General features: G+C 62.0%; 14 protein-coding genes. 4 read left to right on the top strand and 10 right to left on the bottom strand.

Features of this window, described 5'->3' with window-relative positions; genetic code table 11:
• Positions 1-66: 66 nt before the first annotated feature.
• From fis to GDV60_RS03880, 9 genes are all read right to left on the bottom strand, one after another.
• Positions 67-387, bottom strand: a complete 321-nt coding sequence (fis, locus tag GDV60_RS03840) for a DNA-binding transcriptional regulator Fis (RefSeq protein WP_003186237.1) — start codon at positions 385-387, stop codon at positions 67-69.
• On the bottom strand, positions 384-1397 hold the full coding sequence (gene dusB, locus GDV60_RS03845) for a tRNA dihydrouridine synthase DusB (RefSeq protein WP_029297661.1): 1014 nt from the start codon (positions 1395-1397) through the stop codon (positions 384-386). The genes fis and dusB overlap by 4 nt, the downstream gene beginning before the upstream one ends.
• A 186-nt stretch (positions 1398-1583) precedes the next feature.
• Positions 1584-2795, bottom strand: a complete 1212-nt coding sequence (locus tag GDV60_RS03850; RefSeq protein WP_159906346.1) for a DUF3426 domain-containing protein — start codon at positions 2793-2795, stop codon at positions 1584-1586.
• A gap of 30 nt (positions 2796-2825) precedes the next feature.
• A complete protein-coding gene (gene prmA / locus GDV60_RS03855; protein ID WP_104911498.1) occupies positions 2826-3704 on the bottom strand; it encodes a 50S ribosomal protein L11 methyltransferase in 879 nt (292 codons plus the stop codon).
• Between the two features lie 284 nt (positions 3705-3988).
• The gene (gene accC / locus GDV60_RS03860) at positions 3989-5350 is read right to left on the bottom strand and encodes an acetyl-CoA carboxylase biotin carboxylase subunit (RefSeq protein WP_159906348.1); all 1362 of its coding nucleotides are present in this window, start codon (positions 5348-5350) and stop codon (positions 3989-3991) included.
• A 17-nt stretch (positions 5351-5367) separates the two neighbouring features.
• A complete protein-coding gene (accB, locus tag GDV60_RS03865) occupies positions 5368-5829 on the bottom strand; it encodes an acetyl-CoA carboxylase biotin carboxyl carrier protein (RefSeq protein WP_116627258.1) in 462 nt (153 codons plus the stop codon).
• A 24-nt stretch (positions 5830-5853) separates the two neighbouring features.
• Positions 5854-6309 (bottom strand): type II 3-dehydroquinate dehydratase, encoded by a 456-nt coding sequence (gene aroQ, locus GDV60_RS03870; RefSeq protein WP_029297648.1) that lies wholly within the window; start codon positions 6307-6309, stop codon positions 5854-5856.
• A gap of 297 nt (positions 6310-6606) precedes the next feature.
• Entirely contained in the window at positions 6607-8568 is a 1962-nt protein-coding gene (locus tag GDV60_RS03875) for a methyl-accepting chemotaxis protein (RefSeq protein WP_159906350.1), read from the bottom strand.
• A 55-nt stretch (positions 8569-8623) separates the two neighbouring features.
• Entirely contained in the window at positions 8624-10294 is a 1671-nt protein-coding gene (locus GDV60_RS03880; protein WP_029297642.1) for a PleD family two-component system response regulator, read from the bottom strand.
• Positions 10295-10568: 274 nt separating this feature from the next.
• Between GDV60_RS03880 and GDV60_RS03885 the strand changes: the two genes are divergently transcribed.
• The 4 genes from GDV60_RS03885 (at position 10569) to speA (ending at position 14972) form a co-directional block, all read left to right on the top strand.
• Positions 10569-11636, top strand: coding sequence for a DUF2333 family protein (locus GDV60_RS03885; protein WP_029297639.1), 1068 nt, complete (start codon positions 10569-10571; stop codon positions 11634-11636).
• Between the two features lie 3 nt (positions 11637-11639).
• Positions 11640-12176: an NUDIX hydrolase gene (locus tag GDV60_RS03890; RefSeq protein ID WP_092233171.1), complete on the top strand. Its 537-nt coding sequence runs from the start codon at positions 11640-11642 to the stop codon at positions 12174-12176.
• Positions 12177-12490: 314 nt separating this feature from the next.
• Positions 12491-12862 carry a translation initiation factor Sui1 gene (locus GDV60_RS03895; RefSeq protein WP_029297635.1) on the top strand — a complete coding sequence of 124 codons (372 nt, stop codon included), beginning with the start codon at positions 12491-12493 and terminating at the stop codon, positions 12860-12862.
• Positions 12863-13058: 196 nt separating this feature from the next.
• Positions 13059-14972: an arginine decarboxylase gene (gene speA / locus GDV60_RS03900; RefSeq protein WP_159906352.1), complete on the top strand. Its 1914-nt coding sequence runs from the start codon at positions 13059-13061 to the stop codon at positions 14970-14972.
• A gap of 381 nt (positions 14973-15353) precedes the next feature.
• Here speA and GDV60_RS03905 read toward each other — a convergent pair whose 3' ends face one another.
• Positions 15354-16697 (bottom strand): MATE family efflux transporter, encoded by a 1344-nt coding sequence (locus GDV60_RS03905; RefSeq protein WP_092233174.1) that lies wholly within the window; start codon positions 16695-16697, stop codon positions 15354-15356.
• Between the last annotated feature and the right edge of the window lie 66 nt (positions 16698-16763).

Consider the following 16763-nt stretch of genomic DNA (forward strand, 5'->3'; position numbering starts at 1 on the left):
AAGCAAAGGAGTCAGCAAAAAAGGCGACCGGTTTTACGCGGGCGCCTTTCTGGTTTGATTGAATGCTTACAGCAAATCGTACTGTTTGAGCTTCTTGCGCAGGGTCCCACGGTTCAGGCCCAGCAGCTCACTGGCTTTGGTCTGGTTGCCCTTGACGTAGTTCATCACGCTTTCGAGCAAGGGCGCCTCGACTTCGGAGAGCACCAGGTTGTACACATCCGTGACGGCCGCGCCCTCAAGGTGGGCGAAATAATTGTGCAGCGCTTTCTCGACGCTCCCGCGAAGGGTCTGGCCTTCTTCGCTCGGCGTGTTGAGGTGCTGTTTCAAATTGACGTTGTCGCTCACGGGTGTTGTTCCACTCACTAAAGTCTCGGTCATCATCGTCATGCGGCCACCCCTTCTCCGTCCCCTGCTCTCAGGCTCTTGTCTCGTTCGGCAAAGAACTCACGAACGGCGGTGACCTGTGCTTGCGTTTCATCCAAACGATTGAACCCTGCGCGAAACTCTTTGGCGCCGGGCAGGGTTGCGAGATACCAACCCACATGCTTGCGAGCAATGCGCGCGCCCATCACGTCCCCATAGAAGGTGTGCAGGGCGGCCAGATGCTCTAGCAGAATACGTTCCACCTCGATCAGCCCCGGTGCCGGCATGATTTCGCCGGTACGCAGGAAGTGCTCGATCTCACGAAAGATCCATGGCCGCCCCTGGGCGGCCCGGCCGATCAACAGGCCATCGGCACCGGTTGCGTGCAGTACGCGCCGGGCTTTCTCGGCCGAGTCGATGTCGCCGTTGGCAAAGACCGGAATCGACACCGCCTGCTTGATCGCAGCGATGGTGTCGTATTCGGCTTCACCGGTATAAAGGTCAGCGCGGGTGCGGCCATGCACCGCCAATGCTGTAATGCCTGCCTGTTCGGCGATCTTCGCCACCGTCAGGCCGTTCTTGTTGTCCCGGTCCCAGCCGGTACGGATCTTCAGGGTGACCGGTACATCCACTGCGCCGACAACGGCCTGCAGGATCTCGGCCACCAGTTGCTCATCCTTCAACAGGGCGGAACCGGCGGCCTTGTTGCAGACCTTCTTGGCCGGGCAGCCCATGTTGATATCAATAATCTGTGCACCCAGCTCTACGTTGGCCCGGGCCGCATCCGCCAGCATTTGTGCATCACCACCGGCGATCTGTACCGAGCGGGGCTCGGGATCACCTTCGTGGATCATGCGCATCCGCGATTTGCGGGTGTTCCACAAGCTCATGTCGCTGGTGACCATTTCCGAGACTACAAGGCCCGCGCCCAAACGTTTGCACAGCTGACGAAAGGGCTGGTCGGTGACGCCCGCCATCGGGGCGAGAATCAAAGCGTTTGGCAATGTATATGGGCCGATGCGTACCGCCGACATAGGACTTCCCTGTTGTGGGGCCGGATCATTAGAGTTCGAAAAAGGGTTGGCATGATACCCGCTCTCGATGACTGGTTAAAGGCTGAATTGGATAAAATCTGAGCAGCTATTTTCTTATCGCCAGCGGTTTGGTCGTGGACGGGCAAGTCAATAACCTGCCGTCCGAACCTTGACGCGCGCGGCCAATCACTCGGGGGAGTGGAAACTGAGACTGTAGTTCACAGCTTTGTTGCCCGGGTCGAGAATGTCCAGGGCGATATGGATCGGGGTCTGGGATGGCATCTCGGTCTGGCCGGCCAACTCACCGCTGAGGTACTCGGCGGGCTTGAAGCGCCGGCTGGCGATCATCCGGCCATTGAGGTCGGCAAAGCGCAGCTCCAGCAGCGGGAACGGCTGGGAGAAGGTGGCGCGGTTGTAGATGATCGCATCCACCACCAGCGCGCCGGCGAACTCGGGATGGCTGCGCACCACCAGGTTACTGCTCTTGATATGCGCGATATCGACCCGCGACGGCACGGTGCAGCCCAGTTTCGGGCACAGCTCCTGGAACCACGGCCGGTATTTGTCCTGGCGGGCCAGCTCGTCGAACTGGTAGGCGATGTACTGTCCGGCGAGCGCAGCGGCGGCCAGCAGCACCATGGCCAGCCAGAACAGGCGGCGGCCCCAGCCAGCGGGGCGTTTGCCGGTGTAGAGGTGCAGCGGGTCGTCTTCCAGGTCCTGCAGCATCTCGTCATGGGCATTGGAGGCGGTGCGGGAGCGCTTGCGGCGCGGTTCAGGCTCAGGCTCGTCCGGTTCGCTGCCGAGCGTTGGCTCGGGCGGGTCGAGGGCGTCGGCGGTATGCAGCGCCGTTGGCTCGTCGTCCACCTCGTGAAGGTCGAAGGACATCGAAGGCTCGGTGCGCAGGGGTTTGCCCGTGGGTACTGGGGCCGGCTCGACGGCTTCCTCGGCGTGGGCGATTGTCGCAGCCCGTTCGTCTGGTGGATCGCTGAACAGGCTGGCGGCCCATTGTTCTTCTTCGGCCTTGGCGGTGTCGCGGCTGGCGCTCATCGACTCGTCTTTTTGCCGGCGGTCGGCGCTGGCTTGGCGCCGTTCGCTGCCCTGGGGCTGAGTGTGCTGGATCTCCCGGCGCTCCAGCTTGGCCAGTTCCTCGTCCAGGTCCAGGTTATCCAGGTCCAGCTCTTCGGCGCTCCATTGCTTCTGGCTGATGGCGCGCGGCGCAGCTTCGGCGCTTGGCGCCTCAGGTGCGTGGGCACGCTGCTCCAGCAACTGGCGGGCAGCATTGAACACTTGCAGGCAAGAGCCACAGCGAACCACGCCACGGGCCACGCTCAGTTGAGCATGGCTGACGCGGAAACGGGTTTGGCAATGCGGGCACTGAGTGACGAAACTGTCGGTCATGCGGCCATCCGATTCATGCAGGCGCTCATTCTAGCGCCGACGACCGCTGATGCGTACCCAGCCATCGCGGTTGGCGATGGGGTCCAGGTCAAAGTCCTGGGCATAGGCGGCGGCGACTTCTTCACCCTGCTCGGCGAGGATCCCCGACAGCGCCAGGCGCCCGCCAGGCTTGACCAGGCTCGACAGTTGCGGGGCCAGCGAGACCAGCGGCCCGGCAAGGATATTGGCGACCAACACGTCGGCCTGTACCTGGGGCAACTGCTCCGGTAGGTACAGTGGGAATTTGTCTTCAGGGATGTTGTTGCGCCCGGCGTTATCGCGGGAAGCTTCCAGGGCCTGCACGTCGATATCGGTGCCGACCGCTTCCTTGGCGCCCAGCAGCAGCGCGGCGATGGCCAGGATCCCCGAACCGCAGCCGAAGTCCAGCACGTTGCAACCGTGCAAGTCCTGGCCGTCGAGCCATTCCAGGCACAGGGCGGTGGTCGGGTGGGTGCCGGTGCCGAATGCCAGGCCCGGGTCCAGCAGCAGGTTGACGGCCTCAGGCTCCGGGGCGGCATGCCAGCTGGGTACGATCCACAGGCGCTGGCCGAAACGCATGGGTTGGAAGTTGTCCATCCAGCTGCGTTCCCAGTCCTGGTCTTCGATCACTTCACTGTGGTGCTCGGGCAACGGGCCGCCGGTCAGCAGTTCCATATGGGCAAAGACGCTGGCGGCGTCGGTGCCATCTTCGAACAGGGCCAGCAGGTGGGTGTGGGACCACAGCGGCGTGGTGTTCAGCTCAGGCTCGAAAATCGGCTGGTCTTCGGCGTCCATGAAGGTCACCGACACGGCGCCCACTTCGAGGAACGCGTCTTCATAGGTTTCGGCTTGTTCTGGGCTGATGGCGAGACGGACTTGCAGCCAAGGCATGGCGGGCACCTTTGAAAAAATGAGTGTGCAGCGGGGTGGGGCTGCGAAAGGGCGCAAGTTTACGCGAGAGCAGGCCAGAAGACGACAGTGCCGACGATATGCGCTGCAGCGGGTGTACATGGAGCAAAATGTGGGAGCGGGCTTGCTCGCGAATGCGGTGGGGCAGTGATGGACATGGTCACTGATACACCGCATTCGCGAGCAAGCCCGCTCCCACATTTGGATTGTGTGCATCCATAAACAACAAAACCGCCCGAAGGCGGTTTTGTGAGTGGAGCACAAACTTACTGGTTGGCCAGCTTGTGTTCCAGGTAGTGAATGTTCACACCACCTTCGCAGAAGCCTTCATCGCGAACCAGATCCCGATGCAGTGGGATGTTGGTCTTGATGCCGTCGACCACGATTTCGTCCAGGGCGTTGCGCATACGGGCCATGGCCTCGTCGCGGGTGGCGCCCCAGGTGATCAGCTTGCCGATCAACGAGTCGTAGTTGGACGGAACCTTGTAGCCGCTGTACAGGTGCGAATCCACACGCACGCCGTTGCCGCCTGGCGCATGGAAATGCTTGACCAGGCCAGGGCTTGGGATAAAGGTTTTCGGGTCTTCGGCGTTGATCCGGCACTCCAGGGAGTGGCCGTGCATCTTCACGTCGTCCTGGGTGATGGACAGCACGTTGCCAGCGGCGATGCTCAGCATCTCCTTGACGATGTCGATACCGGTGACCATCTCCGAAACCGGATGCTCTACCTGCACGCGAGTGTTCATCTCGATGAAGTAGAAGCGGCCGTTCTCGTAGAGGAACTCGAAAGTCCCGGCGCCACGGTAGTTGATATCGATGCAAGCCTTGACGCAGCGTGCCAGGACTTCCTGACGCGCCTTTTCATCCAGGCCCGGCGCCGGAGCTTCTTCCAGGACCTTCTGGTGACGACGTTGCAGCGAGCAATCGCGGTCGCCCAGGTGGATGGCGTGGCCCTGGCCGTCGGACAGTACCTGGACTTCCACGTGACGTGGGTTGGTCAGGTATTTTTCCAGGTAGACCATCGGGTTGCCGAACCAGGCGCCCGCTTCCGAGCGAGTCTGCTTGGCTGCTTCGATCAGGTCTTCTTCCTTGTGCACCACGCGCATGCCGCGACCACCACCGCCGCCGGCGGCCTTGATGATCACCGGGTAACCGACTTCACGACCAATGCGCAGAGCGGTTTCCTCGTCTTCCGGCAGCGGGCCGTCGGAGCCTGGAACGGTTGGCACGCCGGCTGCGATCATGGCGTCCTTGGCCGAAACCTTGTCGCCCATCAGGCGAATGGTCTCGGCTTTCGGGCCGATGAAGGCAAAGCCGGATTTTTCCACCTGTTCGGCGAAGTCGGCGTTTTCCGCGAGGAAGCCGTAGCCAGGGTGGATGCCATCAGCGCCGGTCACTTCAGCCGCGGCGATGATGTTCGAGACCTTCAGGTACGAGTTCGTGGCCAGTGGCGGGCCGATGCAGATGCTTTCGTCCGCCAGTTTCACGTGCATCAATTCGGTATCGGCCGTCGAGTAAACAGCGACGGTCTTGATGCCCTCTTCCTTACAGGCGCGCAGGATACGCAGCGCGATCTCGCCGCGGTTGGCGATCAGGACTTTTTGCAGTTTCTTCGCAGGTTTCAACATCGAAGGCGCTCCGCGGTTCAAACGATGGTGAACAGCGGCTGGTCGTACTCAACCGGCTGACCGTTTTCTACCAGGATGGATTCGATGACGCCGGCTTTTTCGGCCGTGATGTGGTTCATCATTTTCATCGCTTCCACGATGCAGATGGTGTCGCCCACTTTCACAGTCTTGCCCACTTCAACGAAGGCTGGCGAGGTCGGTGCCGGGGTGCGGTAGAACGTACCGACCATTGGCGACTTGACCACGAAGCCATTCAGTACAGGAGCGGCCGGGGCAGCAGGCGCGGCGGCAGCGGCTGGCGCGGCAGCAGGTGCAGCGGCTGGAGCCGGTGCTTGCATCTGCGGCGCGTAGAACTGTTGGGCCGGGGTCTTGCTGTGACGGCTGATCCGTACGGACTCTTCGCCTTCCTTGATTTCCAGCTCGTCGATACCGGATTCTTCCAGCAGTTCGATCAGTTTCTTAACTTTACGGATATCCATGAATCATCAACTCCCAAGGGTCGGTCAGGGGCGTTTAGCCTGTTCTTCAACTTGTTCCAGGGCGGCCTCCAGGGCCAGTCGGTAACCGCTGGCGCCAAGGCCGCAGATCACTCCTACCGCTACGTCGGAGAAGTAAGAGTGATGGCGGAAAGCTTCGCGTTTATGCACGTTCGATAAATGCACTTCGATGAATGGGATGCTCACCGCCAGCAGCGCGTCACGTAATGCAACGCTTGTGTGCGTAAAAGCGGCGGGATTGATCAGGATGAAGTCCACGCCTTCGCTGCGCGCGGCGTGAATGCGATCAATCAATTCATACTCGGCATTGCTTTGCAGGTAGAGCAGATGGTGGCCGGCTTCACGGGCCCGTCGTTCCAGATCGAGGTTGATCTGTTCGAGGGTCACTGCACCGTATACACCCGGCTCGCGGGTGCCGAGCAGGTTCAGGTTGGGTCCGTGCAGAACCAGTAAGGTCGCCATCGGCTGTTCCTTGTTATTGGAGGTGGGTACGTCAGAACCCGGCGACTATGCCGCAAAGCCTTTGTGACTGTCCAGTTCTCTGCAATAGCCAGCACGATTAGCGAGGATTGCGCAAAGTATGTGACCGAGGCGCACGATCCGGTCATTGGTAATACGGTCTAGAAAGCAATGAAGATCGACTGTGGGAGCTGGCTTGCCTGCGATAGCGGTGGATCAGTAGCCGATTAGTCGCCTGGCACACCGCTATCGCAGGCAAGCCAGCTCCCACATTTGATCTTCATGGGGCGGGAGATGGCGTTAGACGCGGAAGGCCTGCACGGCCGTATTAAGCTGCCCGCCGAGCACCAACAAATGCTCGCCCTGGCTGCGGCCCTGGCCAATGCGCAGCAGGTTGTCCTCGCCCAACTGGTGGATGCGTTCGCTGTTATCACGGATCTCACTGACGGCGCCGCTCTGCTGCGCCGTGACATCGGCAATGCGGATGGCCGTGTCGGAAATGGTCTGGATCGCGTTGACGATTTCGTCCAGCGCGCCGTCGGCGGCCTGGGCTTGTTGAGCGGTGGCTTCGGCATGTTCGACCTGGGCGCGCATGCCCTCCACCGACTGCCTTGCTGCGGTCTGCAGGCCGGCGATCAGGGTCTGGATTTCGGCGGTGGCGCCTGCGGTGCGCTGGGCCAGGGAACGCACTTCGTCGGCGACCACGGCAAACCCGCGGCCGGCCTCACCGGCGCGGGCGGCTTCGATGGCGGCATTGAGCGCCAGCAGGTTGGTCTGGTCGGCAATCGAGCGGATCACCGTCAGCACGCTGCCAATGGTGGCGGACTCTTCGGCGAGTTTTTCGATCATTTGCGCATTGTCCTGCACCTCGCCCACCAGTGCGTGCAGGCCGGTCAGGCTCAAGCCGATCACCCGTTGGCCATGCTCCACGGCGTCGCCGGCGCTGCGGCTGGCCCCGGCGGCCTGGCTGGCGTCGCCGGCGACCTGCTGGATCGTGGCTTCCAGTTCGCCCAACGAATCGCGGATTTGCGCAGTGTCCCCGGCCTGGCGTTCGGCGCCGTCATGCAGGCCGCCGCTCAGTTCGGCCAGGGCGCGGCTGCTACCGGCCACTTCCTCTGCGTTGGCGCGGATAGTGCCCACCAGGTTCACCAGGTAAGCGCGCAGGCGATTGAGCGAGGCTTCAATATCATGCAGTTCGCGGTTGGTCGCACCCAGGGCGATCGGTTGGCTGAAATCGCCCTCGGCCCAGGTCGACAGGGCCGGCGCCAGGCTGGTGAGCACTCGCGCCAGGCGTCGTTGCAGGGTGTCGATGAGCAGGGCGATCAACAGGATCAGGCCAATCATCACGCCTTGGATCACCCGCACCTCGCCCTGGATCTTGCCGTGCTGGGCACGCACCTCGGGCTCCAGCGCGGCGATGGCTTGCTGCACGGTGTCGATTTTCAGGTGCGTGGCAGCGGCCAGTTCTGCGCGCTTATGGATTTGCTCACGGGTCCGCGCAAGCTCTGCCGGGTAGCGTGTGAGCAGGCTGTTGAGTTCGCGTTTGAGATTGACGCCGGTGTCTTCGGCGGTGGTGGTTTCGCTGCTTTCCAGGCCCATCAACGCAGAAAAGTCATCGCTGTTGGAGGCACTGCTGGCAGTCACGCCCAGTAGTGGCAGTTGCTCAAGCAGGTCAGCCTGGCTGCGGATATTGGTCAGTTCACGTTCCACGTCGGCGGCCAATTCACTGCGCCCGCTGCTCACCAGTTTGTCCCGCGCCAGGGACAGCTTGGCCAGGTGCTGCGAGGCGGCCAGCAGCGGCGGCAGATAACGCCCTGCATCGGCTGAGTTGACGCCCATGGCGTACTGGCTCAGTTGCTCCAGGTTGGCCCCCAGTTCCCGCTCGGCTTGCAGCAGCAAGGCTTGTGGGTCGCCGGCCAGTTTGCCGGCGGCCAGCAGGTCGGTCTTGCTGAAGCCATCGAGGTCGAGCAGGCCGGGCCGCAGTTTTTCGGTCAGCTCAGGCGGCAATTGATCCAGGTGCAGCAACAGGTTTTCCAGGCTCTGGCCGGCCGCGCTCAGGCGCAAGGCGTCGCCGCTGGCCAGATAGTCGTCGATATTGCGCGCGGTCTGGTTCTGGAACGCCTGGGACAGGCCCAGATAACGCTCCATCAATAGATAAGGGCGTTCGAGGGCCCGTTGCGACCACCAGAGCGTAGCGCCCAGGGCCAGGCAAACGGCGACCAGCAGAAGGGTGTTCAGATTCGTCAGCAGCTTCAGGCGCATGCGTGGTTTCAACCAACGGCAGAAGGAGTAAGTGCCTGAAGTTATTGCGTTTTCGTTACAGGGTTATGACGGACTGAGTGGAATCTGGTGAAAAAGTGGCACTTTGCCTTGATTCACCCGAAGCATGCACCCGATTACGCCCGGCGTCCTTGGCGCGGTACAGCGCTTCATCGGCCTGGGCCGCCATCATCAGGCTGTCGGAGCCGTCGCATAGCTGCACCACGCCGGCGCTGAAGGTGCACCATAAATCCTGGGGCTGGGCCGGGTAATGGATTTCGGCAAAGCGCCCACGGATTTCGTCGAGCACCTTGCAGGCGGCGTCCAGGTCGGTGTCGGGCATGACAATGGCAAATTCTTCGCCGCCGTACCGGCCGATATAGTCGGTCTTGCGCAGGCGCTGCTTGAGAAACAGCGCCAGGCTTTTGATCACGCGGTCGCCCATGGGGTGGCCGTGGCTGTCGTTGACCCGCTTGAAGTGGTCAATGTCGAGCATGGCAAAGCTCAGCGGCTTGTTCTCGCGGCGCGAGCGGAAGCTGCAGTCTTCCAGCAGTTGCAGGATATGGGTGTGGTTGTACAGGCCGGTCAGGCTGTCGCGCACCATCCGCGCCTTGAGATGACGGGCGCGGGCCGCGCGGTTGCGCACGGTGGTGATCAGGTGGCGCGGCTTGATCGGCTTGGTGAGGAAGTCGTCGCCGCCTTCGCTCATGGCGTCCAGCTGTTTATCCAGGTCGTCTTCGGCCGACAGGTAAATGATCGGCACGCTGACATAGCGGTCGTTGTGGCGAATCACCTTGGCCAGCTCGGTGCCGGTGCAGGCTGGCATGTACATGTCGAGGATGATCAGGTCGGGCTGGAAATCCGCAAGCTCAGCCATGGCCTGGATCGGTTCGATCAAGGTGCGGGTGACGATCCCGGCGCTGTTGAGCAAGCGTTCGGTGTGCATCGCCTGGGCGCGGGAGTCGTCAATGATCAGCACTTTATAAGGTTCGTACTGGGCGACGCAGGTCAGGACTTCGATTTTTTCCAGCAGGCTGGAGGCTTCCAGGGTGCCGGTGAGAAACTCCTGGCCCCCAGCGCGCACGGCGGCCAGGCGGGTGGGGGTGTCGGTTTCGTGCAGGCTGAAGAACAGCAGCGGCAGTTTCTGCTCCAGGCCTTCCTGGGCTTCGGCGGCCAGCTTCAGGCCCAGGCCGGTGCCGCAGAAGTCCACGTCCATCACAATCGCAGCCGGCAGGCGTTCGGCCATGGACGAACGGAAGGCCGCCACGCTGTCCAGGGACTGCGCGCTCAAGCCAAAGAATTCCAGTTGCTTGGCCAGGCGCTCGGCGCGGTCGTGATCGGCCAGCATCACGTAGATGGGCTTGCGCATCGGCGGCAGGAAGGTCTGGTCCAACTGATCGCCCTGGCGCAGGCCGGTACGGGACAGGCGCTGCATCAAGCGGTTGAGGTCGGTGATCAGGTTGCTGCTCAGGCGGCCGCGGTTTTCATCCACGGCTTTAAGCGACTCGATGATGTGCCGGGCCAGTTGGCCATGCTCGGGTTGCTCAAAGCGCTCGGCAAAACGCAGCAGGCGCAGATTGGCCTCGCTGAGCTCGTTCAATTCGGCGTTCGACCATTCGCTGCGCTGCAAACGCTGCCAGATCTCAAGAATTTGACGCGCCTGATGAATTACCCGCTGGGCAAAGTGGTGCTTGAGACGCTCACGGCTGGGGTCTTCTGGCTCGGTCATATCCTGACTACTAGGTAAGGGTGCATGCTGAGGTCGACTGGTGGCTCTATGCTAGCACCTCTTTTCATTCGCACGAGTGTCATACGTCAATTAACTGCAACGTCCAGATGATTCATTTGCTGACTGTTGGGTCGCGTAGGCGCATCAGCGCCCATCCTTTATAGTTGAGTGCCAGCTTTACGCCACCTTGATTAAAAGCCCCGCACAGACGGGCACGATGGGGTAGGGTTGTGGTCGTAGCTATTGAACTCAAGTGACTGAAAGGATATCCGCCATGCTGGACTGGAAAAACCGTGCAGGCAGCGCCCCAGGCCCAAGCCCTGCGCCCAAGTCGGCCTCCCGCAGCTATTTTCGCAATTTGCTGATGAGTCGTGCCCTGCTGACCCTGGTTGTAATTTACCTGTTGGTCACCGGTGGCCTGGGTTGGTATTGGAGCCAGGAGCCGGCGCTGTTCCCGGTCCAGCAAAACGCGCAAATTGCCGCCGAAAAAGACGGCAAGCAAATGGTGATCGGCTTTACCACCGTCGAAACCGTCAAGACCGTGGTGGGCACCCTGCTGAACAAGCCGGGTGGCTATATCTCCAACGACCGCTTCCCGCCTGGGCTGTGGATGGACAATATGCCCAGCTGGGAATATGGCGTGCTGGTGCAGGTGCGTGACCTGACCCGCGCCCTGCGCAAGGATTTCGCCCGCTCGCAATCGCAATCGGCCGAAGACGCCGACCTGGCCAAGGCCGAGCCGCGCTTCAACTTCGATAACAAGAGCTGGGTGCTGCCTTCCAGTGAATCGGAGTACCAGGAAGGCATCAACTCCCTGAACCGCTACCAGGCGCGCCTGTCCGACCCCAACCAGAAAGGCGCCCTGTTCTATGCGCGTGCCGACAACCTGAACAACTGGCTGGGCGACGTCGCCACTCGCCTGGGTTCGTTGTCGCAGCGCTTGTCGGCCAGTGTGGGCCGGGTCAAGCTCAACACCGCGTTGAAAACCGAAGCGCTGGCGCCGGGCGAAGTGCCGCAGGTCGATGAAGAAGTGGTGGAAACCCCATGGATGCAGATCGACAACGTGTTCTATGAAGCCCGTGGCCAGGCGTGGGCCCTGTCCCACCTGTTGCGCGCCATCGAAGTCGACTTTGCCGACGTACTGGCCAAGAAAAACGCCACCGTCAGCGTACGCCAGATCATTCGTGAGCTGGAGGCGTCGCAGGAAACCCTGTGGAGCCCGATGATCCTCAACGGCAGCGGCTATGGCGTATTGGCCAACCACTCGTTGGTGATGGCCAACTACATCTCCCGCGCCAACGCCGCGGTGATCGACTTGCGTCAACTGCTGAACCAGGGTTGAGTCGTGGTCGATAGCGCCAAGGAGGTCGCGCACCGCGCGGCCTCGGATGCCGAACATATCGCCTGGGTCGACGAGCAGGACAACCTGCTCGGCGCCCTGGTGCGCGCCGACCTGCGTGAACGCGGTCTGATCGGCCGCGGCACCTACATCATGCTATTCAACTCAAAGGGCGAGTTGTGCGTGCACCGGCGCACCCTGAGCAAAGCCATCTATCCCGGTTACTGGGACGTGGCGGCAGGCGGGATGGTGGCGGCTGGCGAAACCTATGAGCAGTCGGCAGCCCGTGAGCTGGAAGAAGAGTTGGGCGTCAGTGGTGTTGAATTGACCGCCCACGACCACTTTTTTTTCGAGGATACGGGCAACCGGCTCTGGTGCTCGGCGTTCTCGGCGGTCTGGGATGGGCCGCTGCAGCTGCAGCCCGAAGAGGTGCTGGAAGCGCGCTTTATGAGTGTCGAGGCGGTGCTTGAGGATATCGAGCGAAAGCCCTATTGCCCCGACTCCCTGGCCGCATTAAAACGCTATCTGGCCGCGCGTCGCTAAAGTTGCATAAATTGGCGCCATTTGGCTCTTAGCAATCAGGCTTTTTGCCGTTACACTGCGCGACTTTTCAAGCCGAACCGCCACCGCGTCTCCCCGGCCCCTGTAGGAGCGAGCTTGCTCGCGAAAAACCCAATGTCACCGCGTGCTGCCTGAATGCCCGCGTTATCGTTGACGATTTTCGCGAGCACGCTCGCTCCTACAGGGGCGGGGAGGGCTGAGCGGTTCGGTAGCGCTGCCCCTGCCTGAGTGGGGCTTCGCGGTCAGCCGCCCATTGCGGGCACTGACCAGTCTTCATCCTCCCAAGAGGATTGCCGGTGGCCAAAAAAGCCGCATCCTTCGCCGCCCTTGGTGGCCTGGTGTTTTCCACCGACGCAGGTCGGCATTGCCCGGACTGTCGCCAGCCCGTGGACGCCTGTACCTGCAAACAGACCCTGATTCCCGAAGGTGACGGCATTGCCCGCGTGCGCCGCGAGAGCAAGGGCCGTGGCGGCAAGACGGTGACCACCATCACCGGCGTGCCCCTGGCCGCCGAGCCACTCAAGGAGTTGGCCACCGTGCTGAAGAAGCGCTGCGGCACCGGTGGTGCCCTGAAAGACGGGATCATCGAAATCCAGGGCGATCACGTCGAGTTGCTGTTGGCCGAGTTGATCAAGCTCGGATACAAGGCGAAGAAATCCGGCGGCTAGCAGCCTCTGTGAAACCCGCACCGACGAGCGCGCTCGTCGTCTCCATGGTTTCACAGAGCCTGTTCCTGACCGGTGTCTAAACTCTGTCCTGCAAGTGGGGTCTACCCCTCTCACAGGCAAATCGTCATTTTCACTCTTTAGACTGCGCCAGCCTCTGACTTGGGTGGCGCTCTTCGACTTTATATAGGGGACTTCGATGTCCGTACGACGCACACGCAAAGACGATGGCAGCCAATGGACAGTTGCGGACAGCCGCAGTGTTTACGGGATTCGCCATTGGGGGGCCGGATATTTCGCGATCAATGATGCCGGTCGCGTTGAAGTCCGTCCGAACGGCCCGAACAGCTCGCCCATCGATTTGTACGAGCAAGTGGACGAGCTGCGCAAAAGCGGCCTGTCCCTGCCATTGCTGGTGCGCTTCCCGGATATCCTGCAAGACCGCGTGCGCCAGCTGACCGGTGCCTTCGACGCGAACATCGAGCGCCTGGAATACCAGAGCAAATACACCGCGCTGTACCCGATCAAGGTCAACCAGCAGGAAGCGGTGATCGAGAACATCATCGCCACCCAGGACGTGTCCATCGGCCTGGAAGCCGGCTCCAAGCCCGAGCTGCTGGCCGTGCTGGCCCTGGCACCGAAGGGCGGCACCATCGTCTGCAACGGTTACAAAGACCGTGAGTTCATCCGCCTGGCGCTGATGGGCCAGAAGCTGGGCCACAACGTGTTCATCGTGATCGAGAAAGAGTCCGAAGTGGGCCTGGTCATCGAAGAAGCCGCCAACCTCAAGGTCAAGCCACAGGTCGGCCTGCGGGTGCGCCTGTCGTCCCTGGCGTCGAGCAAATGGGCAGACACCGGTGGCGAGAAGTCCAAGTTCGGCCTGTCGGCGGCGCAACTGCTGTCGGTGGTCGAGCGCTTCCGCGGCGCTGGCCTGGACCAGGGCATCCGCCTGCTGCACTTTCATATGGGCTCGCAGATCGCCAACCTGGCGGACTACCAGCACGGGTTCAAGGAAGCCATCCGTTACTACGGCGAGCTGCGCAACCTCGGCCTGCCGGTGGACCACATCGACGTCGGTGGCGGCCTGGGCGTGGACTACGACGGTACCCACTCGCGCAACGCCAGCTCGATCAACTACGACATGGACGACTACGCCGGCGTGGTGGTGGGCATGCTCAAGGAATTCTGCGATGCGCAGAACCTGCCGCACCCCAACATCTTCTCCGAGAGCGGCCGCTCCCTGACTGCCCACCACGCCATGCTTGTGGTGCAGGTGACCGACGTCGAGAAACACAACGACGACGTGCCGGTGATCGAGAACAAGGAAAGCCTGCCCGAAACCGTGCAATGGCTGGTCGACCTGCTGGGCCCGACCGACATTGAAATGGTCACCGAAACCTACTGGCGCGCCACCCACTACATGAGCGACGTGGCCGCCCAGTACGCCGACGGCAAGCTGACCCTCGCGGAAAAAGCCCTGGCCGAACAGTGCTACTTCGCCGTGTGCCGTCGCCTGCACAACTCGCTCAAGGCCCGTCAGCGCTCGCACCGCCAGGTGCTGGACGAACTCAACGACAAGCTGGCCGACAAGTACATCTGCAACTTCTCGGTATTCCAGAGCCTGCCGGACACCTGGGCCATCGGCCAGGTCCTGCCGATCCTGCCGCTGCACCGCCTCGACGAAGAGCCGCTGCGCCGTGCGGTGCTGCAGGACCTGACCTGCGACTCCGACGGCAAGATCAAGCAATACGTCGACGAGCAAAGCATCGAGACCAGCCTGCCGGTACATGGCTTGAACGAAGGCGAAGACTACCTGCTGGGGATCTTCCTGGTGGGCGCCTACCAGGAAATCCTCGGGGACATGCACAACCTGTTCGGTGACACCGACTCGGTGAACATCTACCAGCGTGACGATGGCACGGTGTACAGCGCCGGGATCGAGACCCACGACACCATCGAAGACATGCTGCGCTACGTGCACTTGTCGCCGGAGGAGTTGATGACCCACTACCGTGACAAGTGCGCCAGCGCGAAGATCACGGCTGCCGAGCGCACCCAGTTCCTGGATGCGCTGCGCCTGGGCCTGACCCGCTCGTCCTACCTGTCCTCCTAAGACCGGCAGGCAGCGATCCAAACGGTGGGAGCCCGCTTGTGTAGGAGCGGGCTTGCCCGCGAAAGCAGTGGATCAGTCAATACAGGTGCTGACTGATCTGCCGTAATCGCGGCATAGGTATCTACACAACTTTCAGAAACTGACGAACTCTCCTGTGGCGAGCGGGCTTGCCCCGCGCTGGGCTGCGAAGCAGCCCCAAAACCAGCCCCAAAACCAGCCGCTGCGGTGTATCTGGTACAACGCATTCGGCTTATTGGGGCTGCTTCGCAGCCCAGCGCGGGGCAAGCCCGCTCGCCACAACTGCGCTATCTGCCTGGATCTAGGCGTTGCGGCAAAGTTGTGTAGATACCTAGGCTCATCGCGGGCAAGCCCACTCCCACACTAGTTGGCGCCCAGCCAAAGCCCTTGCCGATTCAGCCGCCAGGCAATCGCCCACAACGTCAAACTGCGCACCGCCATGAACAGCAGGAACGTTATCCACAGCCCGTGGTTACCCAACCCCTGCAACGCCCAGGCAACTGGCAGCATCATCAGCACCGTCAGCAACATGCCATTGCGCATCTCCCGCGCGCGGGTCGCGCCAATAAACAAACCATCCAGCAGATAACTCCACACCGCAATCAACGGCAGTACCGCCAGGTACGGCAGGTAGATATCGGCGGTTGTGCGCACGCTGGGGATATCGGTTTGCATGGCGATAAACAAGTGGCCGGCGAAGGTGAACAGCAGCACAAAGCCGAGGCTGGCGATCAGCGACCAGCCGCAGGCGACTACCAGCGAGCGGCGCAATGCCTGGCGATCATGGGCGCCGATGGCGTGGCCGCAGAGTGCTTCCACTGCGTGGGCGAGGCCGTCCAGCGCATGGGCCGTCAACAAGAGCCCGTTGAGCAGCAGGGCATTGGCCGCGACCGTGGCATCGCCCAGCCGAGCGCCTTGCACCGTGATCATGAAAAACACCGATTGCAGCGCCAGGCTGCGAATGAAAATGTCGCGGTTGACCGCCAGCAGCGCGCGCCAGCTTTGCCAGACCTTGAGCGCCGCCCAGGCAATATGCCCGGGGTAGGCGCGCAGGGCTTTTTGCGTAAGGGCCAGGCCGAGCAGGGCGCCGGTCCATTCGGCAATCACCGAGGCCCGCGCCGAACCGGCCACGCCCCAGTCCAGGCCCAGTACAAACCACAGGTTCAGGGCGATATTCACCAGGTTGGTGGTCAAAAGAATCGCCAGCGGCGCCCGGGCGTTTTGCGTGCCGAGGAACCAGCCCACCAGCGCATAAGTGGCCAACGCCGCAGGTAACCCGAACAGGCGGGTGTGGAAAAACTCGCGGGTCAGTTGATTCAACTCGGCCGAAGGCTGCATCCATTCCAGCGCCAGATGGCTCAGGGGAATGCCCACCGTGCCCAGCACCATGGCCAACCCCAGCGCCAACAGCAGGCCTTGCAACAGGATTTGCCGCAGCGCCGCGCCATCATTGCGCCCGGCCGCCTGGGCGGCGAACCCGGTGGTGCCCATGCGCAGAAACCCCATGGCCCAGGCCAGGAAGGTATACAGACTGGCCCCCACGGCCACCGCGCCCAACTGGTGCGCGTGGGGCAGGTGGCCGATGACCATGCTGTCCACCAAGGCCACCAGCGGCACCGAGATATTCGACAGAATCATCGGCGCGGCCAGGGCCCAGACACGGCGATGGGTGGGGCGGTGACGCCAGTCGGTGATTAAGGTGGACATTCGGGCTCCTTGGGGGAGCGGCATTGTAACTGGCCCTCAACAGCGGCGCAGATCCAAATGTGGGAG

Origin of the sequence: Pseudomonas sp. DTU12.1 (genome assembly GCF_009873475.1) — a bacterium.
Classification (GTDB): Bacteria; Pseudomonadota; Gammaproteobacteria; order Pseudomonadales; family Pseudomonadaceae; genus Aquipseudomonas; species Aquipseudomonas proteolytica.

What these genes read in the sequence shown, in the direction of transcription:
- speA (WP_159906352.1), top strand. Translation starts at nt 13,059, where the DNA reads ATGTCCGTACGACGCACACGCAAAGACGATGGCAGCCAATGGACAGTT.
- GDV60_RS03885 (WP_029297639.1), top strand. Translation starts at nt 10,569, where the DNA reads ATGCTGGACTGGAAAAACCGTGCAGGCAGCGCCCCAGGCCCAAGCCCT.
- GDV60_RS03850 (WP_159906346.1), bottom strand. Translation starts at nt 2,795, where the DNA reads ATGACCGACAGTTTCGTCACTCAGTGCCCGCATTGCCAAACCCGTTTC.
- dusB (WP_029297661.1), bottom strand. Translation starts at nt 1,397, where the DNA reads ATGTCGGCGGTACGCATCGGCCCATATACATTGCCAAACGCTTTGATT.
- accB (WP_116627258.1), bottom strand. Translation starts at nt 5,829, where the DNA reads ATGGATATCCGTAAAGTTAAGAAACTGATCGAACTGCTGGAAGAATCC.
- GDV60_RS03875 (WP_159906350.1), bottom strand. Translation starts at nt 8,568, where the DNA reads ATGCGCCTGAAGCTGCTGACGAATCTGAACACCCTTCTGCTGGTCGCC.
- GDV60_RS03905 (WP_092233174.1), bottom strand. Translation starts at nt 16,697, where the DNA reads ATGTCCACCTTAATCACCGACTGGCGTCACCGCCCCACCCATCGCCGT.
- GDV60_RS03880 (WP_029297642.1), bottom strand. Translation starts at nt 10,294, where the DNA reads ATGACCGAGCCAGAAGACCCCAGCCGTGAGCGTCTCAAGCACCACTTT.
- accC (WP_159906348.1), bottom strand. Translation starts at nt 5,350, where the DNA reads ATGTTGAAACCTGCGAAGAAACTGCAAAAAGTCCTGATCGCCAACCGC.
- fis (WP_003186237.1), bottom strand. Translation starts at nt 387, where the DNA reads ATGACGATGATGACCGAGACTTTAGTGAGTGGAACAACACCCGTGAGC.
- prmA (WP_104911498.1), bottom strand. Translation starts at nt 3,704, where the DNA reads ATGCCTTGGCTGCAAGTCCGTCTCGCCATCAGCCCAGAACAAGCCGAA.
- aroQ (WP_029297648.1), bottom strand. Translation starts at nt 6,309, where the DNA reads ATGGCGACCTTACTGGTTCTGCACGGACCCAACCTGAACCTGCTCGGC.